This window comes from Bacillus sp. FJAT-26390 (assembly GCF_001682865.1).
GTDB lineage: Bacteria > Bacillota > Bacilli > Paenibacillales > Paenibacillaceae > Pristimantibacillus.
In genome coordinates this window covers 640792-659480 of the sequence record NZ_MAQX01000032.1, presented here as the reverse complement: position 1 = coordinate 659480, position 18689 = coordinate 640792, and the positions used below count along the sequence as shown (strand labels likewise).

The following is an 18689-nucleotide window of genomic DNA, read 5'->3' as shown; positions in this document are numbered from 1 at the left end:
GAAAGGAGCAATAAAGTGAGAAAAACATTTCGATTACTTGCAGCGGGAGCTGCGATTGTGACCGCATTGGTTGCCGTTCATGCAACGGCATATGCGGCAGTTGAAGGGAACGGGTCCATAACCGAGAGTGCAGGCGCCTTAAAGGTTGAAAAAGCGATCGAGAAGATCAATCAGCCCTCCGGGCTTGCAACAGCGCTTGATGGCGGTTTTGTTGTCGTGGGCTCAGGCAGCAATCAAATTAGCAAGTGGCAAAATGGCAAGCTGTCGCCTGTAACGACTCAGACGGCAGCGGGATATTTTGACGGGACGACGGCGAATTCCGCCTTTAATCAGCCCAACGACGCGGCAGTGAACAGCAAAGATGTCATCTATGTGAGCGATACAGAGAACCATGTTGTTCGCAAAATCGTAAACGACCGCGTGTACACGGCTGCCGGTAACGGCAAAGCGGGCAGCAAAAACGGAAAGTTCGGAGAGGCGCAGTTTAACGCTCCGACGGGTCTGGCGATAGACAGCAAAGACAATGTGTATGTAGCGGACTCGCTTAATCACGTTATTCGCATTATTTCGCCAGAGGGTGTGACCGCTACTTTTGCAGGCAATGTCAACGAAAAGGGCGGCTATAAGGACGGAAGCGCAGCTGAAGCGCTGTTTAACGAGCCGATGGGCCTTGTATTTGACGAGAAAGGCGGCTTATACGTAGCGGACAGCGGCAATCATCTCATTCGCTATATTCATGAGGGGAAAGTGACTACCGTGGCGGGCAAACCGACTGCCGTCGATTCGCTTACCGGTTACATGACTGGCGGTTATGCAAATGGCCCAAGCAGCGAAGCGCGTTTTAACCGCCCACGGGGACTTGCTTATGCTGAAGGCGTTTTGTTTGTCGCAGACAGCCTGAATAACCGGATTCGCGCCGTGCAGGCTGATCGGAAGGTGGTTTCAATTGCAGGCCAGAGCGCCCCGGGCGATAAGGTTGGAGCAGTCGATGCGGCACAATTTAATCAGCCCTCCTCTTTGCTCTATGCGGCTGGCAAGCTTTATGTTTCCGATACTTTGAACAATAGCGTAAAGGTGCTTGCTGTTGATCCAAAGGCGCTTAAGCCCGTTCATACAAAAGAGGAACTGATTGCTGGCGCCGAGCTGCTTCCGGCAAGCAAGGACGTTCAGGTCTGGCTGGAGGGCAAGCAGGTAAAGTTCTCAGCCTCGCAGAAGCCCTACAAGAGCGGAGATAAAACGTATTTGCCGGTCAGAGCCTTGTTTCAGGCATGGGGAGCCGAGCTGAAATGGCATGCTGCTGCAAAGGAATTGAGCCTTGCCAAACAGGAGTGGAAGCTTTCGCTCAAAGCTAACGCGAAGCGTACGGTCGTTATCGAAAAAGGCATTATGTACGTAGAAGTATCCTATTTAGAAGACGCGGCGTCATTCTTGATTGCGCAGGACAGCGAATACAATGCTATTATTATTAGTAGCGGGCAGCAATAAGCTCAGCTCCTTGATATTAGGAACGGAGGCTGTGATATGACTTTAGGAAGCCATTCTCAAAACAACGTAGATCGTTTCTCCGGATTCGAAAATGATTATGACCAGCATCGCCCAAAGGCGCCTGCAGCAATTGTTGATATTTTAACGAGCTATTTGGGCCGAAAACCAGGCATTGTTGCTGATGTCGGCTGCGGTACGGGCTTGTCCTCCTTTGTGTGGAACGGGCATGCCGAACAGATTATTGGCTTTGAGCCAAATGATGATATGCGGGGCAAGGCGATTTCTCACTTGCCTGAGCTGGCAGACGGCGGGCATATTTCCTTTGTCAAAGGTTACTCGGATAGGCTCGCTTTGGAAGCGGAAAGCGTTGATGTCGTAACGTGCTCGCAATCGTTTCACTGGATGGAGCCTGTCAGCACGCTTCGTGAATTCGCGCGCGTTCTTAAGCCGGAGGGCGTGTTTGCAGCTTATGACTGCGATTGGCCGCCGACGCTGCATTGGTCCGTTGAGGCGGAATATAAGCGGCTGATCGACCGAACGGAGGAAATTATCGCAAGGAACATACCTGAGAAGGACCGTGCAAGCAAACGGGACAAGGAGCAGCATTTAACGCAAATTAGAAACAGCGGCTTGTTCCGCTTCGCGAAAGAGATTGTGTTTCATAATATGGAACGATGCCATGCAGAACGTTATGTTGGTTTGGCGCTTAGCCAAGGCGGTGTACAGGCTGTGTTTAAGCTGGGCTCGACAGAGCTGGTTAAGCCAATAGAAGCGTTTCGCAGCAGCGTGGAGAATTATTTTGCAGGCAGGGAACTAGAGGTCATGTTCAGTTACAGGATGAGGCTGGGCGTGAAATAAAAATATTTTTACTTTTGGCAGACAACTCAAAGAAGCAAGTCGCTGACGCCGTAAATAGGCAAAGGCTGCTTGCTTCTTTCTTTTTGTTAATGGAATGGGATGAGGAGGACTACGGCTTGGTGAATATTCCGCTCTTTAACCTATGCAATCGATCGTTAGTAAAGTCGTTCATGGCCAACCTCCGTACGATATATGTGATAACGGTTGCAAGACAGCTGCTTCTACTGCTTGACGAACAGATAAACGGTATACCCGATAGCCGCGGCTATTAAACCGATTGTTGCCGTGTAAGAGAGGATATGGAAGAAAACCTCCCACTTATCTCTTTTTGTGCCTCGAATGTCCTTTGCCTCATTCCCCTTTTTCTCCGTTGGCGGCAGATTGTCTTGACGGGGTTTAATGATGGGATCACCCGCTTTCTTCATTACTTTTCTTTATTTTGCTTATAAACGACCAAGATGGTGCTGCGCTGATAGGTGTTGCCGGATGTAGCCGTCTTGATCATGGAGCCGTAACAAATGTTGATAACTTGGTCGTCATTTAGTTCCGCCAAAAACTCGTTTGCTCTTTTTTCAGCAAATACGGTATCCGTATCGATAAACTCTTTAACCTGTATCATGCTTATCTCACCCCCTTACCAAATAGACAGATAGGCACTCCGCGAAAGTCGCGAAATGCCTTCTGACGTCCACCATAGCATTGAGTTATGCAGGTGTCAACTTGGTCGGGCAAATGGCGAGTACCATGACAATATTCCTGAGCAGCACCCCATTAATGAAGCGGATTTTAGCCGCGATGAGGCCGTGCCGAACTCCTATCTAATTCTCAGCCTATCCCTCATTTACCATCTATCACAAAAGCAGCTTCCAAACGAAAATGATGTAAATATAGTTAACATATGTATACTTTATAATAGTAAGAAACTAAACCAAAAAAGAAGCTATAACGAGCATGTAACGAATGAATACGCTTTATTCGCAATTTTTCGGCTTGTTAACTTATATAACATAAAATAGACTATTGAATTAGATAGAGAGAAATATATAACATTGGAGGAGAATTAATATGACACAATTGGTAAAGAGTGAGTTGGCGAAAAAGGTTCTTATTCCTCTATTAGTACTATCGCTGCTAGCAGCAATGGTTGGGGTGCTGACAAGAACGGACTTTGTTCGAGCGGAAGAAGCGCCACAGCTTCCAAAATTTGATATACCAGCTCTTTCATCCGAACACAAGGCATCAAGCCTTCCTAATGTTATCGTTGTTGCAACCGGGGGCACGCTTGCGGGCAAAGCGAGAAATGATGATCCGACAAACTTCCAAAACTATGCGGCTGGCACTTATTTGATGGCTGATCTAGTCGCGCAGCTTCCTAAAAAAGATAAAATAGCCGATGTATCCACTTTCCAATTCGGAAATAAAGGATCAGGCGGCTACAGCATTAAAGAGCTATACGATCTCTCGCTAGCTGTTGATGCTGCGCTTGAGATTTATGACAGTGCTGTCGTAACGACAGGTACGGATACGATGGAGGAAATTGCTTACTTCCTGGATTTGACGGTCCGCAGCGAGAAGCCGGTCGTTGTAACTGGCGCAATGAGACCTTGGGATGTAATCGGCACGGACGGTCCTGCCAATCTTTATCAAGCGATTAAAGTAGCTGGCAGCGGCAAAACAAAATGGTTTGGCACAGTTGTAATGCTAAACGATGTGATTTATGCGGCGCGTGAGGTTACAAAAACGAACGCACACCGCAACGATACGTTTGATGCTCCTATGTTTGGCGCACTTGGTTATGTAGATGATCCTGCCGTTCGTATTTACCGTGCTCCTGCAAGAGCGAGCAAAGCGGGCACGGACAAATGGGCATCGCCATTTGATCTTAAAACGATCTCCAAGGACAGCCTTCCAATCGTAGAAATTATTTATGGCTACCAAGAGGCGGGCGGCGGAAGCATTCGCGGATTGGTAGAGGACGGGGCAAAAGGAATCGTCACGGCAGGCACGGGTGCAGGCGGAATTTCGTCCAAGCAAAGCACCGCTCGCGCGGCAGCCATTAAAGATAAAGGCGTAGTGTTCGTCTCGACGACAAGAACAGGCTCTGGCTCTATCTATGATAGCGGCAGCGGCAACGTCATTGGCGGCGATAATCTGAATGCGGCGCATGCTCGCATGATGCTGTTGCTTTCACTCGCTTTTACAAACGATGTAAGCACGATCAGAGGCTGGTTTACAACCTTCGGTACACAGGACGTTGAAATTTCGGTGGATGAAAATACAGTGTTGAAAACTTCTGTTGAAGAGCCGCTGGTTGAGCCAGTTGTGCCGGAGCCTGTTGTTACCCCAGCTCCAACCCCTGAGGCTGGATTGCCGACTGCTACAGTTGAACCAACCGTTGCACCAACAGAGACTGTGCCGACAGCAACGCCTGAAACAGCACCGGTGACGCCATAATTTAGGGGAGGAGTACGGTTATGACCATAAGAAGCCATCCAAAAACAGCGAAGAAAATATTTATTCCTCTCCTCATAGCGGCTCTTCTTGGCACGATCCTGACTGGCTATGCCAGCTCGGTTCGTGCCGAGACGGCAGCTCCGCAGCTGCCGACCTTTAACATTCCGGCTTTGTCTGAGGAGCATAAGGCATCACCGCTGCCAAATGTCATCGTAATGGCGACAGGCGGGACGCTTGCGGGCAAAGCAAGGGACAATGATCCGACCAATTTTCAAAATTACGCAGCAGGCACATATCTGATGTCAGATCTAGTGGCGCAGCTGCCAAGAAAAGATAAAATCGCCGACGTTTCGACGTTCCAATTCGGCAACAAAGGATCAGGCGGCTACTCCATGAAGGAGCTCTACGATCTATCTCTTGCGGTAGACGCGGCGCTTGAAGTTTATGATAGTGCTGTCGTGACTACGGGAACCGATACGATGGAGGAAATTGCTTATTTCCTAGATCTGACGGTGCAAAGCGAGAAGCCGGTAGTCGTGACAGGGGCGATGAGGCCTTGGGATGTAATTGGAACAGATGGCCCTGCTAACCTTTATCAAGCGATTAAAGTAGCGGGCAGCGGCAAGACCAAATGGTACGGCACGGTCGTTATGCTAAATGATGTGATTCACGCAGCGCGCGAGGTGACGAAATCCAACTCGCATCGGATGGATACGTTTGAAACGCCGATGTTTGGGGCGCTTGGCTACGTGGATGATCCGGCCGTACGCATTTACCGCCTTAACGCAAGAGCGCTGAAGGCCGGTCAGGCTGACTGGAAAACGCCATTTAACTTGAAGCTTATTTCGAAGGATAATCTTCCGATCGTGGAGATTGCCTACAGCTATCAGGAAGCCGGCGGCGGAGCGATTCGTGCATTAGTTGAGGACGGCGCGAAGGGAATTGTTACGGCTGGCACTGGAGCGGCGGGCATTTCATCGAAAATGAGCGCGGCACGAACAGCAGCTATTCGGGACCATGGCGTCACGTTTGTCTCAACTACAAGAACGGGCTCGGGTACGATTACGGGCAGCAGCAACGGCATTATTGCCGGAGATAATTTAAATCCGCAGCATGCTCGTATTATGCTTATGCTGTCGCTTGCTTTCTCTAGTGATTTTAATACGGTGAAGGGTTGGTTTGAGACGGTAGGCACGCAGGATATTACGGTAGATGTGCCGGAAACGACTACTCCTCCAGTAGGCGGGGAAAGCGGCTCAGGCGGTAATGTGCCAGGCAAAGGCGAGGTTACGATCGGTGCTGGAAGCGCAGGCACGCTAGGCTTGGATGATAGCGTCACGGTTTCCGTACCGGCAGGAGCGACGAAGGAGCAAATGCTGCTTTCCATTGAAAAGCTGACGGGTACGGGCGGTATTGTGGAATCAACGAGCCAGCTGGTATCGCCGATTTTTGAAATACTCAAAAATATTTCAGCTAATTTCTTAGTTCCGGTCACGTTAACCTTCAAATTTGATACGAGTCTGATCAAGGAGGGCAAGACAGCCTCCATATTCTATTACGATGAGACGAAGAAGCAATGGATTGAGATGGGCGGGTCGATTAGCGGTAACCTCATTACTGTGAAATCCGACCACTTCACGAAGTTTGCTGTATTCGCCGTAGATAAGAAGGATGAAGCGGCGTCCTTTACGGACATTTCCGGACACTGGGCAGAAGCAGCCATTAAAGAGGCGGTTGCATCCGGCATTGTGAAGGGTTATGTCGACGGCACATTCAAACCGAACAACACGGTAACGCGTGCAGAGTTCTCTGTCATGTTGATGGGAGCGCTCAAAGCGGAGGGTGCGGGCGCGTCGCTTGCCTTTACCGACAATGACAAAATCGAGGCGTGGGCAAAGGATGCTGTTGCACAAGCGGTCAAAGCAAAGGTCATCAGCGGTTATCCAGACGGGACCTTCCGTCCAAGCGCCAACATTTTGCGAATGGAAATGGTATCAATGATCGCAAGCGGTGCTGGGCTGACGCTGGACCCTAATGCCACAACGAGCTTCGCCGATAATGGCGACATTCCGGCATGGGCGAAGGGCGCTGTCAAAGCAGTCAGCGACAAGGGCATTATTCAAGGCAGAACGGGCAATCTATTCGCGCCAAAGGCTACCGCTTCGAGAGCGGATGCTATAACGGTTATTATGAATATGCTCAAGAATAAGTAATGAACTTAAAATAAGGGCGGTTCCGAGAGGTCTGATTAGACCTCGGTGAGCCGCCTTTTTTCTATTTTCTCAACTAGATTCCCGATTGGAGCAATAGCTTGGCGGTTTCGGCTGGATGAGAGACCGGGAAGTGATGTCCATAAGGCAGTAGCGTTGTTTGTATGCCGGAATAGGCTTCAGGAATCGTGTAGACGGGCTCTTTGGTGCCCCAAATTATGTTTGTTTGGCGAGTGTTCCAGCTCTCGGGCTGCAAACGGAAGTGCTCTGCTCTGGTTAAAGCAGCCTGCGTATCTGCTAAGGTGGCTCTCACGCGCGGGGAGCTAAGCTCCTCTCGCGCAAATCGGATATAGCTATCTGGTATTTCATTTGGATGCTCAAAGCAGCCGCGTGCTAAAAGCTCCTTTCGCAGCCTATTCTCCGTAACATGCGGCAAAAGCAAACGATTTGCCATGCTGCTCTTGTACCGCGAATTAGCCGGATGAAGTACGGGCTGAAGCAGGCGGACGGCGCCAATATGATGCGATGGCATACGCTCCATTACTTTGGCTGCGAGCAATGCGCCATAGGAATGGCCGATTAAGGTAACGGGCTCCTGCTGTGAAGCGATTGCCTCCATAATCGCTTGGACATGCCCCTCGATTACGCTAGCGCTATGATGATAGGGCGATCGTCCGAAGCCGGGCAGATCGGCGACCCAAACTTGGCGGCCTTTCAGCTCGGCGGCAAGCGGCAGCAAGCAATCGGCCCCGCTAAACGTGCCAGGCAGCAAAAGAATAGGATGACCGCTGCCAGCATTCTCTAGCGTTGCCAGCGGGCCGCGCCTATTGCGCTCAAAGTCCGGACGACCGTTCAGTCCGTGCGATAGGCGATAGTCCAGATCAGCGATCACATGCGGTAGAATCGAGTGATTCACGGATGCGTAAAGAGCATGCTTTTGCTGAATATGTCTCGTGGATTGGAGAGGAAATGGCTTGCTCGCAATAAAGCTGAGCGACTGCCCGGGAATGCCTAGCTTGCTGCCGATGCGTGTGCCCAGCAGCTTTCCTAATAACGAAAGCGAAATCGAACCGATCGGAGCCGGAACGCGGAGCTCCTTATTGATGAGTCTTATGAGCTCGGTCATATTCGGGCTGGCATTTTGTTCATCGAGCAGGTAGTAGGTATCGCTCGCGGGCTGCTGCTCGCTTACGAGCGCGGCAATAAATGCGGCGGTATGGTCAACGTGGACAAGCGGAAGCCAGTGCTTCGGCCCGCCGGGCACTGTGCCCATCAGCTTCCGTCTAGCGGAGGCGATCAGAATGCCAAGCCCGCCGGTTTGCTCGGTATTTCCTGTAACGGAATCGCCGATGATGACGCTAGGGTTAACGACGGAAAGGGAGTAGCCGCTTCGCTTTGCTTGCTGGCGGATATGGAGATCGGCGGTGATCTTCATTCGCTCGTAAGGAGACTCATGCTCTAGCAGCTTCAAAATGGCGGCTTGCTCGTTTATATTTTGCTCCGTAACAGGGCTCTTGAAGCCAACGACATGAATAAAATGGCGGAGCTGGCCGCTCTTATGCAAGTGGTCGGCTAATAGGGTTAAATGCTCGGCGGCATCTAGAAATACTTGCTTCGCTTGCTGCTTATTCAGCAGGATATCCATTGGCCCTCCGGCATGAATTATTACGTCGGCAGTAAGCAGAAGCTCGCGGTCGCTTGGAGAGAGGCCAAGTGCCTGCTGGGTCAAATCACCGTTAATAGCGGATAGGGAAGGGGGCATGTCTCCATCTGTCAGCTTGAAAATGGCGTTAAACCGCGACTGTGACCGAACCAGCGCTGTGATGCGGTGACCTTCGGCTGCCAGCCGTCTCACCATATGTGAACCGATAAAACCGGTACCTCCCGTGATGAATACATGTGCCATGTTAGCATCCTCCTCCATTATTTAAAATTAGTACTAATCAGTACTAATATACTCAAAAAAATTACTTTAGCACGGCGGCTAAAGCATAAAGCGAATGCTGCAATATTGCTGGGTCACGGTTGGCATGCTGCAGGAACAATCCGCCTTCAATGGTGGATAGGATTAAAGCGGCCGTCTGCTTCGGCTCCAGCTTGCTGTTTATTTCTTTGCTGGCGATGCCTTGGCTAATAAGCTGTTCGAGAACGAGCAGCTGCCTGCCAAAAAACAGGCTGATCTGCTCTCGAATAGCGACGGCTTCCCTCGGTGTCTGTGTATATAGCGTCAGGAAAGGGCAGCCTCCAAGGCAATCAATGTCCTGCTCGATAAGTACCTGCATCGCTCTCATTAACCGGTCCGTGACGGGCAGCTCCGTTTGGCTTGCAATGTAAGTAATGAGCTGCTCGTATTGGTCGGTCATCTTCTCGATGATGGCGGACAACAGCTCCTCCTTGCTTTTGAAATAATAATAAATATTCGTCTTGGATACTTTGCTCTCGGCAACAATATCATCCATGCTGGTAACGAGGTAGCCTTTGCTCAAAAATAGGCTCGCGGCGGTTTGCAGTGCAACCTCGCGATTGGAAATTTTCGTTTTTGGTGTCATAATTAGCACTATACAGTACTAATAATAAAGCTGTCAATGGGCGGCGGACATTCAAAAAAATAATAGATTGGATTGATTATCCTTCTGTATAATGGCAGGATAATAGGCAATGCCGGGCATAAAAGAATCACGAGAGGAGATAATCGAATGTCGCCGAGAAATGTGGAAAAGGATCGAATGATGCGCGAGAAGCGAGTTCAGCACATTTTGGACTGTGCGCTAAAGGTTATGGCTATTAACGGCTTTCAGCTTACCTCGATTCAGGATATCGCAAGCGAAGCGAATATGAGCGTTGGCAGCGTGTATCACTATTTTGAATCCAAGGAAGAGATTTTTAGCGAGGTATTGCGGTCAGGGCAGACGAATTACGGCAAATATGTTTCTGAGGTAGCGGCGATGGATATAGATCCGGTAGCGAAGCTGCGAACGATTATGTCCTCGTGGCTGTCCATTCGCACCAATTGGGCATTTACGATTTTGATGAATACGGCAAGGCTCTCCCAAGCAACTCCCCCTGATATCAAAAAAGCGATCACGGACCGGTTTACGGCTAACTTGAATCCGGTAGCTGCCATTATGCGGGACGGCATGGAGCGGGGAGTAATCGTTAAAGAGGACCCTCTTCAGCTTGCGTTTTATTTTGTCAGTCTCATACAAGGGTTGACGCTGCAGCGGCCGCCTGATTACGAGGTACAAATCGAGATGAATGTCGATGCGATGATCGGCCTCTTTAAGGTTAAGGACACAGGAAAAAGCGTATCGAAAAAAAAGATTGACAAAGCGTAACCCGTGCCGCAAAATAAGCAACATAACAAACCGAATGAATATTCAGTTTGTAACAACATTAAACCAAATCGACCAGACAGCTGGAGATTTAACGTTCGTATCGCTACGCGTTAAGTCTTTTTATTTTGCTTACAATACCAAGTAAATAGGTGCGAATAATAATGTATGACAAGGGGGGACGATATGTTGGCAAAAATGCTCGTCGTGGAAGAGCTTAATAAGACGTTTGCTACGCCTACGGGCGATGTTATCGCATTAAACCGAATCGGGCTTCAGGCAAAGCAAGGGGAGTTCATTACCATAATCGGCCCAAGCGGCTGCGGCAAAAGCACATTGCTCAAAATCGTCGCCGGACTCGACACGCGTTATGAAGGGACGGTGCTGCTGAACGGCAAGCCGATTGACGGGCCGAGTATCGAGAAGGGATTTATTTTTCAGGAGCCGCGCTTGTTCCCTTGGTTAACGGTGGAGAAAAACATTGCGGCTAACCTGTCGCTTCGCAAGGCTGAGGTTCGGGCGCGGGTGGATGAGCTAATCGAGCTGGTTCGGTTAAAAGGGTTCGAGCAAGCATATCCGCGTGAGCTATCCGGCGGAATGGCGCAGCGCGTCGCTATTGCCAGAGCGTTGTTGCGAAGCCCCGATATTTTGCTGCTCGACGAGCCGTTTGGCGCGCTGGACGCTTTTACAAGGTCGCATATGCAGGAGGTGCTGCTCGATATTTGGCAGAAAAACCGGACGACGATGCTGTTCGTCACGCATGATTTGGATGAGGCGGTATTTTTGGGCGAGCGTGTCGTTATTATGAATCCGCGCCCTGGACATATCCGAAATATTTTAACGATCGATCTTCCGTATCCGCGCAAGAGAACGGGGCAGTCCTTCCAAGAGCTTCGTCACAAGGTGTTAAGCGAGTTTGAGAAGGTTGAAGAGCCGGAGCTGGATGAGGGTGCAGGTATTTAAGACGGGCATTATTTTAGAGAAATCGAACAAGGGTCACATCGGACAAAAGGGAGAGATTACGAATGAAGCAATTGAGATGGCTAACGGCCGCAATCATAGTATTGGCGGTATTTATAAGCGGATGCGCGGCTGCTAACACGGAAAAATCGGAGAAGGGCGGCAATGGAGCCAATAAATACGAAGGACTGAAGGTAACGATCGGCTATCAGGGCAGCGGCGGCTTGTTCGGCAAGGCGATTGAAGAGAAATGGTTCGAGGAGGAGTTTGATAAGCTTGGCGTCAAAGTGGAGTTTGCCGAATTTCAAAGCGGGCCTCCCATGACAGAAGCGATGGCTTCTAATCGGCTTGATTTTGCCGGACTTGGCAATATGCCCATCATCGCGGCACAAGCGGCAGACATTAAATTTACGGTCATCTCGCAAGCGCTCGAAGGAAAGAACAACGTTGCAATCATCGTCCCGAAAAATAGCGACATTCAATCGATAGCGGATTTGAAAGGGAAGAAGGTATCCGTAGCAAAGGGAAGCAATGCCTACAACTTCTTATTCCGCGGCATTGAGGGAGCAGGGCTGAAGGCATCGGATTTGGAAATCATTCAGCTTCAGCCAGACGAGGCTCAGCCGGCATTCGAATCGGGCAAGATCGATGCGTGGGCAACTTGGGACCCGAACATAACGCTTAATACGCTTCAAGACAAAGCTAGAGTGCTTGCGGACGGCGAGCAGCTAGGGGTATTGTCCCCATCGTTCTACATTGCAAGAAAGCAATTCGCCGATGATTATCCGGAGCTGGTCACCTTGTATTTGAAGGTGCTGGATAAAGCGCTGAAGTGGGAAAATGACAACCGAGACGAGGCGCTGGAGCGTTATGCCGCAGAGCGCAACGTCCCGGCAGCACTCATAGAGGCGATCTTTACTCGCTCCAAATCGATCAGCATCCCCGTCACGGATGAAATCATTGCCGAGCAGCAGAAGACGGCGGATTTCCAATTCGAAATCAAATCGATTCGCAAAAAAATTAACGTATCCGAAGTGTTCGATAACCGCTTTATAGAAGAGGCACGGAAGTAAGCCTTCCGAAATGATGAAGAAATGAGGCGTTCGTTATGCAGCGAGCAGGAGTGGAAAGCGCGTTGCCAAAGCAAATAAGGGCGCAGAAGAGGCGGCAAACGAGCCGTCTCTCCATACAATCGGCAAATCTGTTGCTGGGTGTTTTGCTGCCGGTCATCCTGCTTGCCGTTTGGCAGATTGCAGGCATGATGGGCAAGCTCAACCCGACGCTGCTGCCAACGCCCGGGGTCATCGTTCAAGAATTCGTGAGCCTGACGTTGTCAGGCGAGCTGCTCCGGCATCTTGAAATCTCGACTTGGCGCGCGTTGCTGGGCTTCTTGCTTGGCGGCGGGCTTGGACTTGCGATGGGGCTTTGGGTTGGATTTTCCTATAAGACAGAGAGGCTGATCGATCCTTCGCTGCAAATGCTTCGCACGCTGCCGCATTTGGCCGTGGCGCCGCTGTTTATATTATGGTTTGGGTTCGATGAGACCTCGAAAGTACTGCTTATTGCCAAAGGAGCTTTTTTCCCGCTGTACGTCAATACGTTTCTCGGCATCCGCTCGGTGGACGGCAAGTTGTTTGATGTGGCCCGCGTGCTGGAGTTCAGCCGCTGGCAGATGATAACGAAGCTGGTGCTGCCGGCATCGCTTCCGAATATTTTTCTAGGCATCCGCTTATCCATCGGCGTAGCGTGGCTGGGTCTGGTTGTAGCTGAAATGATGGGCTCCAGCTCAGGTATCGGCTTCTTGATTAATGATGCCCGTTATTTCTCGATTACTTCGGTTGTATTCGTTGGCATCATCGTTTTTGCTGCTGTCGGGAAACTGACGGATTCCCTTGTGAAGCTGCTGGAGCGAAGATTGCTTAGCTGGCAGGACAGCTATAAGGGGGATGGAGCATCATGAGCGAACAGACCATTAAGAAGGCTAGCGTTAGGGACAACAAATCCGCTTCGCGAGAGTGGCTTGATCATGTGCCAAAGCCGCTCCATGGATGGATCGTGCCGATTATAATCGTTGTCTTGTGGCAGACGGTCAGCGGTTTGGGGTTAATAGCCGAAACGTTGCTGCCTGCTCCCCTCCTGATTGCGAAGAGCTTTATCCAGCTATGCGCGAGCGGAGAGCTATTCGAGCATCTAGGGATCAGCGTATACCGTGCGGCACTTGGTTTTTTGCTTGGCGGAACGCTTGGCTTGCTCCTTGGTTTGTCGACTGGGCTTGGCAAGGTAGCGGAGAAAACGCTCGATCCTTCGCTGCAAATGCTGCGGACAGTGCCGTTGCTTGCGGTTATCCCTTTGTTTATATTGTGGTTTGGCATCGGCGAGTTCGCCAAGGTGCTGCTGATCGGGTTAGGCGCTTTTTTTCCCGTGTACGTGAACACGTTTCTTGGCATTCGCAGCACGGATGCAAAGCTGTATGAGGTATCCCGGATTTTTCAATACACGAAGCTGCAGCAAGTAACGAAGCTTATTATTCCTGCTGCGCTTCCTAATATTTTGCTCGGCGTTAGGCTGTCGCTTGGCGTCTCTTGGCTGCTGCTCGTTGTTGCTGAAATGATGGGCACGAGCGCAGGGATCGGCTATATGATTCAGGATGCGCGGGCCTATTCTGAGACGGAAATCGTATTTGTAGGCATCATTATTTTCGCAGTGGTCGGCAAGCTGTCGGATTCGGCGGTTCGCCTGCTGGAGACGAGATGGCTCCGCTGGCGCGATACGTATAAAGGTTAATTTGAAGTTCGGAGAGGCGGTCATTGATTATGGGGAAACGGCACGAGCAGCTCCACCTTGGGGCATTCATTTATTATGCGGGGCATCATCATGCAGGCTGGCGCCATCCTGATTCAGGCGTGGAGGGCATGTTTGATGTGAAGTTTTATCGCAAGCTGGCGCAGACGGCGGAACGCGGCAAGTTCGACATGATTTTTTTCGCCGACTTATTGTACGCGGCGAATGTGGGGCAAGCGGTAGCCGGCATGCTGGAGCCGCTGACGCTGCTATCATCCCTGTCGGCGGTAACGGAGAAGATTGGCCTGACGGCGACGGTATCGACGACCTATAACGAGCCGTTCAACGTGGCGCGCAAATTTTCCTCGCTCGACCATATTAGCGGCGGGCGCGCAGGCTGGAATATCGTGACCTCCCAGCTTGATATTGAAGCCCATAATTACGGCAAGCCGAAGCATCCCGAGCATGGCCTGCGTTACGAGATGGCGCGTGAGTTCGTTGATGTCGTGACAAGATTGTGGGATAGCTGGGAGGATGACGCGCTTGTTCTTGACCGGCAGTCCGGCAAGTTTGCCGATGACTCGAAGGTTAAGCCGGTCGATTATAGCGGGGAATGGTATTCCGCGAAGGGGCCTTTGAACGTACCGAGATCGCCGCAAGGCTATCCGGTACTGATTCAAGCTGGCTCGTCGGAGCCGGGGCAGGATTTTGCCGCGAGTATCGGCGAGGTTATTTTTACGGCGCAGCAATCTCTTGAGTCTGCCAAAGCATTCTATGAGCGTGTAAACAGCAAGCTTGGCGATTATGGCAGAGAGCGCGGCAGCCTGAAAATAATGCCGGGCCTGTCTCCTGTTCTCGGAGCGACCGAGGAGGAGGCGAAGCAGCGTTTCCAAGAGCTGCAGAAGCTTATTCCAGACGCGGCGATCGCCGGATTTCTATCCGGGTTTCTTAACTTTGATGTGAGCGGCTATTCGCTTGACGAGCAGGTGCCGGACATTCCGGACCCAGTTGGCGCATCCAATGGAATGAAGAGCCGCGTACAGCTTATTATGGACTTGGCGCGCAAGGAGAAGCTGTCCATGCGCGAATTAGGCGGGCGTTTTCTCGGTGCCAGGGGCCATTTGCAATTTGTAGGTACGCCTGAGCAATTGGCGGATCTCATTGAGCTATGGTTTGAGGAATATGGCTGCGACGGCTTCAACATTATGGCGCCTGTCCTTCCCGGCGGACTGGATGACTTTGTCGATTTAGTCGTTCCGATTTTGCAGCAGCGCGGACTGTTTCGCGAGGATTACACGGGCGATACGCTTCGCGACCATCTGGGCTTGCAGCGTCCGGGCGAAAACCATTTTCGCAAAGCGCATGCCTCAGCCGTACTGAGGTAGACAATCGCCCCTCAACCTTTGCGGGTTGAGGGGCGATTTGGGCTTAAAGCTAGTGCATGCCGGGAGACTCCTCCCACCAGCCGAAGGAGATGACGGCGGGAGCGGGGGGGTTCATGGAGCTGGTCAGCGTGAAGAGAATGGCTTGGCCGGGACCGACAATCCAGTGGCCTGCTTTCTCGCTTGATACGCTGGAGTAAGCCGGGATGACGCGCGTGGATACGGGAATTGCAGCAAGCGCGGTCGTATCCAAGCTGCTTCCGAACTGAACTTGTCCGCGCGGCATCGGCCTTGGATCGAGCGTCAGATTGGCAGTGGATACCTCATGCGACTGCTTGCCATGCGTTGGCAGGCTGGAGCAGAAGCAGATTTGCGAGACGAGCTTATCATCCGACAGATTGCTTAGCACATAAAGATCGAGATAGAGATTAACGCCCGAGCCGGGAGGATTTATTAGTGCGCCCCAAGTCCGGTTTGAATCGGTTGGATTCAGCTGGTCGGTCTCGCCTACAAAATATTTCCCTTGCAGCGACTTGCAGAGCGGATTCGTTAAATTGACCACGCTGACTGGCCCATTGCCATTCATCGCTTCACCATCCTTCGCAACATGCTTATACTCCACCATATGATTGGATTCCCGTAACATGCCTGCGATTCCAAGCGGCGACAGCGTATGCCAGCTGCGAAGGCTACTCCTTGGACACGTGACTGCCCCAAATCGCAACGCCTTCTTTGGATAAAGCGCTAAACGTCATGACATGGCTAAGCGTTCCTTCGTTCCACTCTCGCAGCAGCGCGCCGTTATACAGCACGCCATCAATCGTAAGAGCAATGGTTGCTGCTCCGGTGCTTATCCAAGTGCCGCTTGCGCCGCCGGAAATGGTGCCGTCCTTGCCCAGCGTTATGAGAGTCGCTTGCTTGACCTCAGCCGTAATGTCCTTGCCGTGATTCACGTATTTATAGTCGCCGGCGATTTGACCGGCGGTTACGCTCTCAGCCGTCTCGCCCGAATAGCGATGCGGCGCAACGACCGGCCAGCCCTCGGTATTCATCAGCATCTGATGCACTCTCACCTCATGGCCCTCTCCGCGAGAAGGAAAGCGGGTATGGAAGATAAGAAACATTTTGCCGGTATCCGGATCAACGTAGGTTGAATTATGGCCGGGCGAAGCGTACCCCGTGCCGATATTCGCGACCTCTCCTTCGATATTATCCATTTGGAAGTTGCCCATCAGCTTCACCCCGTAAGGGGCGATAGACGCATCGTCGAAGAGCGTGCCGTAAGCGCCAAAGGCGTCGATCATATCCTTGCCTTCGGAGTCGAGGAACGGTCCGTCAGGCTTTTTGGAGCGGGCGACTCGGATGTTATAACCGCCGCTAGAGTCTAGTCCGCCATAGGACAGAAATAAATAGTAATAGTCCGTTTCCTTGCTGTACATCATATACGGCGCCTCGATGCGGCTGTGGTTATTGCCGAGCAGCCGCTTGCCGTAGCCTTGATCTGGATAAGGCAGACCGGTTTCCGGATTCATTTTCATAATAAAAATGCCGCCCGAGTAAGAGCCGTACACCATCCACAGCACGTCGTCTTTATCGTAAAAGACATTCGGGTCCACCACGTTCGGATGTACGGCCGCATCATAAATCGTCCCGTCCTCGCTCAGGTCGTTCCACATGCCGGATTTCAAAATCGTTCCCTTGTTATGGTAAGGCCCTTCTACTTTATCTGCGACGGCATACCCAAGCACAGAACGCGGAGAATCCCCCTTGCACATGCTGTAATACATATAAAACTTGCCGTCCGGCAGCTGAATGACATCGCCCGCCCAGAACGTATCGGTCTCCGCCCAAGCAAGCTCCTCTTTCATTTCAGTTAATACGTCCGGGATAATGGGGTTCCCCTCATAGACGCTTGAGTTGAGCTGCTCCCAAGACATCAGGTCCTTGGACTTCGCAGCGGCGAGATGGGAGCCGAAAATATAAAAGGTATCGCCGACTTTAATGATCGATGGATCATGAACAGAAGCGTCGGCGAACGCAGGCTCATTAGTTGTAACCGCTTCCGAATTTGCGCTGCTTGAAGCTACGGCAGTTGAGGCAGGCGCAGCGCTTTCGGTAGGCGATGGACTGCTTACGCTGCCTGCGCTGCTGCCGCTGCATGCGCTCATAAAGGTCATCAAACATGCAGTTAGCAAAACAATCGTTTGTTTTCTCAATGTGATAAATCTCCTTTGGCGGATGTTTAACTATTTATATTATTATTAATCAATTAATAATTTTATTATATATTAAGCCGTAAAAAAAGAGAAGGGCTTAGCCCTCCTCTTAGCTCTTCTCTTATTCCGTTTTTTTCGGTTCCTCAAACGTCATGCCGAGCGTGTCTACCGTTACTTTTTTCATCGAAATCGGAGTTTCAGGCCGATCGTTCGCACCAACGGTCTGATTAACAATTTCATCTACAGCTTCCATTCCTTCCGTTACTTTACCGAAGGAAGCATAGAGGTTATCGAGCGAAGGAGCGTCAGCCACCATGATGAAAAACTGCGAGCCTCCTGTATCCGGTTGGTTCGTGCGAGCCATCGAGAGTACGCCGCGCGTATGCTTCAGCTTGTTCTCAAAGCCGTTTTCTTTGAACTCGCCGGGGATGCTGTAGCCAGGGCCGCCCGTTCCGGTGCCTTCAGGATCGCCGCCTTGAATCATAAAGCCCGGGATAACGCGGTGGAAAATAACGCCGTCGTAGAAGCCTTTATTAATGAGCGAGATAAAGTTGTTTACTGTATTAGGAGCAACCTCTGGGTAGAGCTCAAGCTTAATGGTTTTGTCATTGCTTAGTTGAATCGTTACGACCGGATGCTTGTCCGAGCCAAGCAGCTCAGGGCCTTCCTCCGTAGGAGCTTCGGTAGGGGGAGTTGTTGTGCTAGTGTTGCCGCTGTTGGAGCCGGATCCGGTATTTTTGTCACCGCTTGTATTTTTGTTTGCTCCGCATCCTGATGCTACAACGAGCAGAACGAGCATAAGCAGCAGCATGGTACCAAGGCGTTTGTTTTTAAAAAGCATTTCAAATATCCTCCTTAAGTTGTGCGAATGCGTAAAAAGGATTGCAGAATGACCTGCAAATTTTTCCACATTCCCATTCATGATTCCCTTTGTATAATACCATATTGGTTGATTTAAATGCGAGGAGCCGTCTAACTGCAGATGGTGAATAACAGATATTTTCATGGCGA

The 18689-nt window shown here is 50.9% G+C and carries 18 protein-coding genes; 11 read left to right on the top strand and 7 right to left on the bottom strand.

Features of this window, described 5'->3' with window-relative positions; translation table 11 throughout:
• The first annotated feature begins 15 nt into the window (after window positions 1-15).
• Window positions 16-1485, top strand: coding sequence for an NHL domain-containing protein (locus A7975_RS23735; RefSeq protein ID WP_065386739.1), 1470 nt, complete (start codon window positions 16-18; stop codon window positions 1483-1485).
• Window positions 1486-1521: 36 nt separating this feature from the next.
• A complete protein-coding gene (locus tag A7975_RS23730) occupies window positions 1522-2343 on the top strand; it encodes a class I SAM-dependent methyltransferase (RefSeq protein ID WP_065386738.1) in 822 nt (273 codons plus the stop codon).
• Between the two features lie 221 nt (window positions 2344-2564).
• On the opposite strand, the gene A7975_RS23725 is transcribed toward A7975_RS23730, so the two are convergent.
• Window positions 2565-2768 (bottom strand): hypothetical protein, encoded by a 204-nt coding sequence (locus A7975_RS23725; protein ID WP_053373078.1) that lies wholly within the window; start codon window positions 2766-2768, stop codon window positions 2565-2567.
• Window positions 2768-2962, bottom strand: a complete 195-nt coding sequence (locus tag A7975_RS23720; RefSeq protein WP_065386737.1) for a sporulation protein Cse60 — start codon at window positions 2960-2962, stop codon at window positions 2768-2770. Before A7975_RS23720 ends, A7975_RS23725 begins: the two co-directional genes overlap by 1 nt.
• Before the next feature lie 446 nt (window positions 2963-3408).
• Between A7975_RS23720 and A7975_RS23710 the strand changes: the two genes are divergently transcribed.
• Window positions 3409-4797, top strand: a complete 1389-nt coding sequence (locus tag A7975_RS23710) for an asparaginase (RefSeq protein ID WP_082198411.1) — start codon at window positions 3409-3411, stop codon at window positions 4795-4797.
• Window positions 4798-4817: 20 nt separating this feature from the next.
• Entirely contained in the window at window positions 4818-7010 is a 2193-nt protein-coding gene (locus tag A7975_RS23705) for an asparaginase domain-containing protein (RefSeq protein WP_065386735.1), read from the top strand.
• A 73-nt stretch (window positions 7011-7083) separates the two neighbouring features.
• On the opposite strand, the gene A7975_RS23700 is transcribed toward A7975_RS23705, so the two are convergent.
• Window positions 7084-8913 (bottom strand): alpha/beta fold hydrolase, encoded by a 1830-nt coding sequence (locus A7975_RS23700; RefSeq protein WP_065386734.1) that lies wholly within the window; start codon window positions 8911-8913, stop codon window positions 7084-7086.
• A gap of 61 nt (window positions 8914-8974) precedes the next feature.
• The gene (locus A7975_RS23695) at window positions 8975-9556 is read right to left on the bottom strand and encodes a TetR/AcrR family transcriptional regulator (protein WP_065386733.1); all 582 of its coding nucleotides are present in this window, start codon (window positions 9554-9556) and stop codon (window positions 8975-8977) included.
• A 147-nt stretch (window positions 9557-9703) separates the two neighbouring features.
• Between A7975_RS23695 and A7975_RS23690 the strand changes: the two genes are divergently transcribed.
• From A7975_RS23690 to A7975_RS23665, 7 genes are all read left to right on the top strand, one after another.
• On the top strand, window positions 9704-10342 hold the full coding sequence (locus tag A7975_RS23690; RefSeq protein ID WP_053373072.1) for a TetR/AcrR family transcriptional regulator: 639 nt from the start codon (window positions 9704-9706) through the stop codon (window positions 10340-10342).
• A gap of 183 nt (window positions 10343-10525) precedes the next feature.
• Complete coding sequence (locus A7975_RS23685) at window positions 10526-11302, top strand: ABC transporter ATP-binding protein (protein ID WP_065386732.1); 777 nt, start codon at window positions 10526-10528, stop codon at window positions 11300-11302.
• Window positions 11289-11438 (top strand): hypothetical protein, encoded by a 150-nt coding sequence (locus A7975_RS34315; RefSeq protein ID WP_176707794.1) that lies wholly within the window; start codon window positions 11289-11291, stop codon window positions 11436-11438. Before A7975_RS23685 ends, A7975_RS34315 begins: the two co-directional genes overlap by 14 nt.
• Window positions 11374-12372, top strand: coding sequence for an aliphatic sulfonate ABC transporter substrate-binding protein (locus A7975_RS23680; protein WP_255314530.1), 999 nt, complete (start codon window positions 11374-11376; stop codon window positions 12370-12372). The genes A7975_RS34315 and A7975_RS23680 overlap by 65 nt, the downstream gene beginning before the upstream one ends.
• Window positions 12373-12407: 35 nt before the next feature.
• A complete protein-coding gene (locus tag A7975_RS23675) occupies window positions 12408-13259 on the top strand; it encodes an ABC transporter permease (RefSeq protein ID WP_082198410.1) in 852 nt (283 codons plus the stop codon).
• On the top strand, window positions 13256-14083 hold the full coding sequence (locus A7975_RS23670; protein ID WP_065386730.1) for an ABC transporter permease: 828 nt from the start codon (window positions 13256-13258) through the stop codon (window positions 14081-14083). The genes A7975_RS23675 and A7975_RS23670 overlap by 4 nt, the downstream gene beginning before the upstream one ends.
• Window positions 14084-14112: 29 nt before the next feature.
• Window positions 14113-15465: an LLM class flavin-dependent oxidoreductase gene (locus A7975_RS23665; RefSeq protein WP_053373069.1), complete on the top strand. Its 1353-nt coding sequence runs from the start codon at window positions 14113-14115 to the stop codon at window positions 15463-15465.
• A gap of 49 nt (window positions 15466-15514) precedes the next feature.
• Here the strand turns inward: A7975_RS23665 and A7975_RS23660 are convergent, their stop codons facing one another.
• From A7975_RS23660 to A7975_RS23650, 3 genes are all read right to left on the bottom strand, one after another.
• Window positions 15515-16087 carry a DUF6143 family protein gene (locus A7975_RS23660; RefSeq protein WP_053373068.1) on the bottom strand — a complete coding sequence of 191 codons (573 nt, stop codon included), beginning with the start codon at window positions 16085-16087 and terminating at the stop codon, window positions 15515-15517.
• 64 nt (window positions 16088-16151) lie between these two features.
• Window positions 16152-17639 (bottom strand): arabinan endo-1,5-alpha-L-arabinosidase AbnB, encoded by a 1488-nt coding sequence (gene abnB, locus A7975_RS23655; protein WP_082198435.1) that lies wholly within the window; start codon window positions 17637-17639, stop codon window positions 16152-16154.
• Window positions 17640-17799: 160 nt separating this feature from the next.
• The gene (locus tag A7975_RS23650) at window positions 17800-18519 is read right to left on the bottom strand and encodes a peptidylprolyl isomerase (RefSeq protein WP_065386729.1); all 720 of its coding nucleotides are present in this window, start codon (window positions 18517-18519) and stop codon (window positions 17800-17802) included.
• Window positions 18520-18689: the final 170 nt, after the last annotated feature.

Coding starts and splice junctions, on each gene's coding strand:
- A7975_RS23730 (WP_065386738.1), top strand. CDS start 1,522: ATGACTTTAGGAAGCCATTCTCAAAACAACGTAGATCGTTTCTCCGGA.
- A7975_RS23725 (WP_053373078.1), bottom strand. CDS start 2,768: ATGAAGAAAGCGGGTGATCCCATCATTAAACCCCGTCAAGACAATCTG.
- A7975_RS23720 (WP_065386737.1), bottom strand. CDS start 2,962: ATGATACAGGTTAAAGAGTTTATCGATACGGATACCGTATTTGCTGAA.
- A7975_RS23710 (WP_082198411.1), top strand. CDS start 3,409: ATGACACAATTGGTAAAGAGTGAGTTGGCGAAAAAGGTTCTTATTCCT.
- A7975_RS23705 (WP_065386735.1), top strand. CDS start 4,818: ATGACCATAAGAAGCCATCCAAAAACAGCGAAGAAAATATTTATTCCT.
- A7975_RS23700 (WP_065386734.1), bottom strand. CDS start 8,913: ATGGCACATGTATTCATCACGGGAGGTACCGGTTTTATCGGTTCACAT.
- A7975_RS23695 (WP_065386733.1), bottom strand. CDS start 9,556: ATGACACCAAAAACGAAAATTTCCAATCGCGAGGTTGCACTGCAAACC.
- A7975_RS23690 (WP_053373072.1), top strand. CDS start 9,704: ATGTCGCCGAGAAATGTGGAAAAGGATCGAATGATGCGCGAGAAGCGA.
- A7975_RS23685 (WP_065386732.1), top strand. CDS start 10,526: ATGTTGGCAAAAATGCTCGTCGTGGAAGAGCTTAATAAGACGTTTGCT.
- A7975_RS23675 (WP_082198410.1), top strand. CDS start 12,408: ATGCAGCGAGCAGGAGTGGAAAGCGCGTTGCCAAAGCAAATAAGGGCG.
- A7975_RS23670 (WP_065386730.1), top strand. CDS start 13,256: ATGAGCGAACAGACCATTAAGAAGGCTAGCGTTAGGGACAACAAATCC.
- A7975_RS23665 (WP_053373069.1), top strand. CDS start 14,113: ATGGGGAAACGGCACGAGCAGCTCCACCTTGGGGCATTCATTTATTAT.
- A7975_RS23660 (WP_053373068.1), bottom strand. CDS start 16,087: ATGGTGGAGTATAAGCATGTTGCGAAGGATGGTGAAGCGATGAATGGC.
- abnB (WP_082198435.1), bottom strand. CDS start 17,639: ATGACCTTTATGAGCGCATGCAGCGGCAGCAGCGCAGGCAGCGTAAGC.
- A7975_RS23650 (WP_065386729.1), bottom strand. CDS start 18,519: ATGCTTTTTAAAAACAAACGCCTTGGTACCATGCTGCTGCTTATGCTC.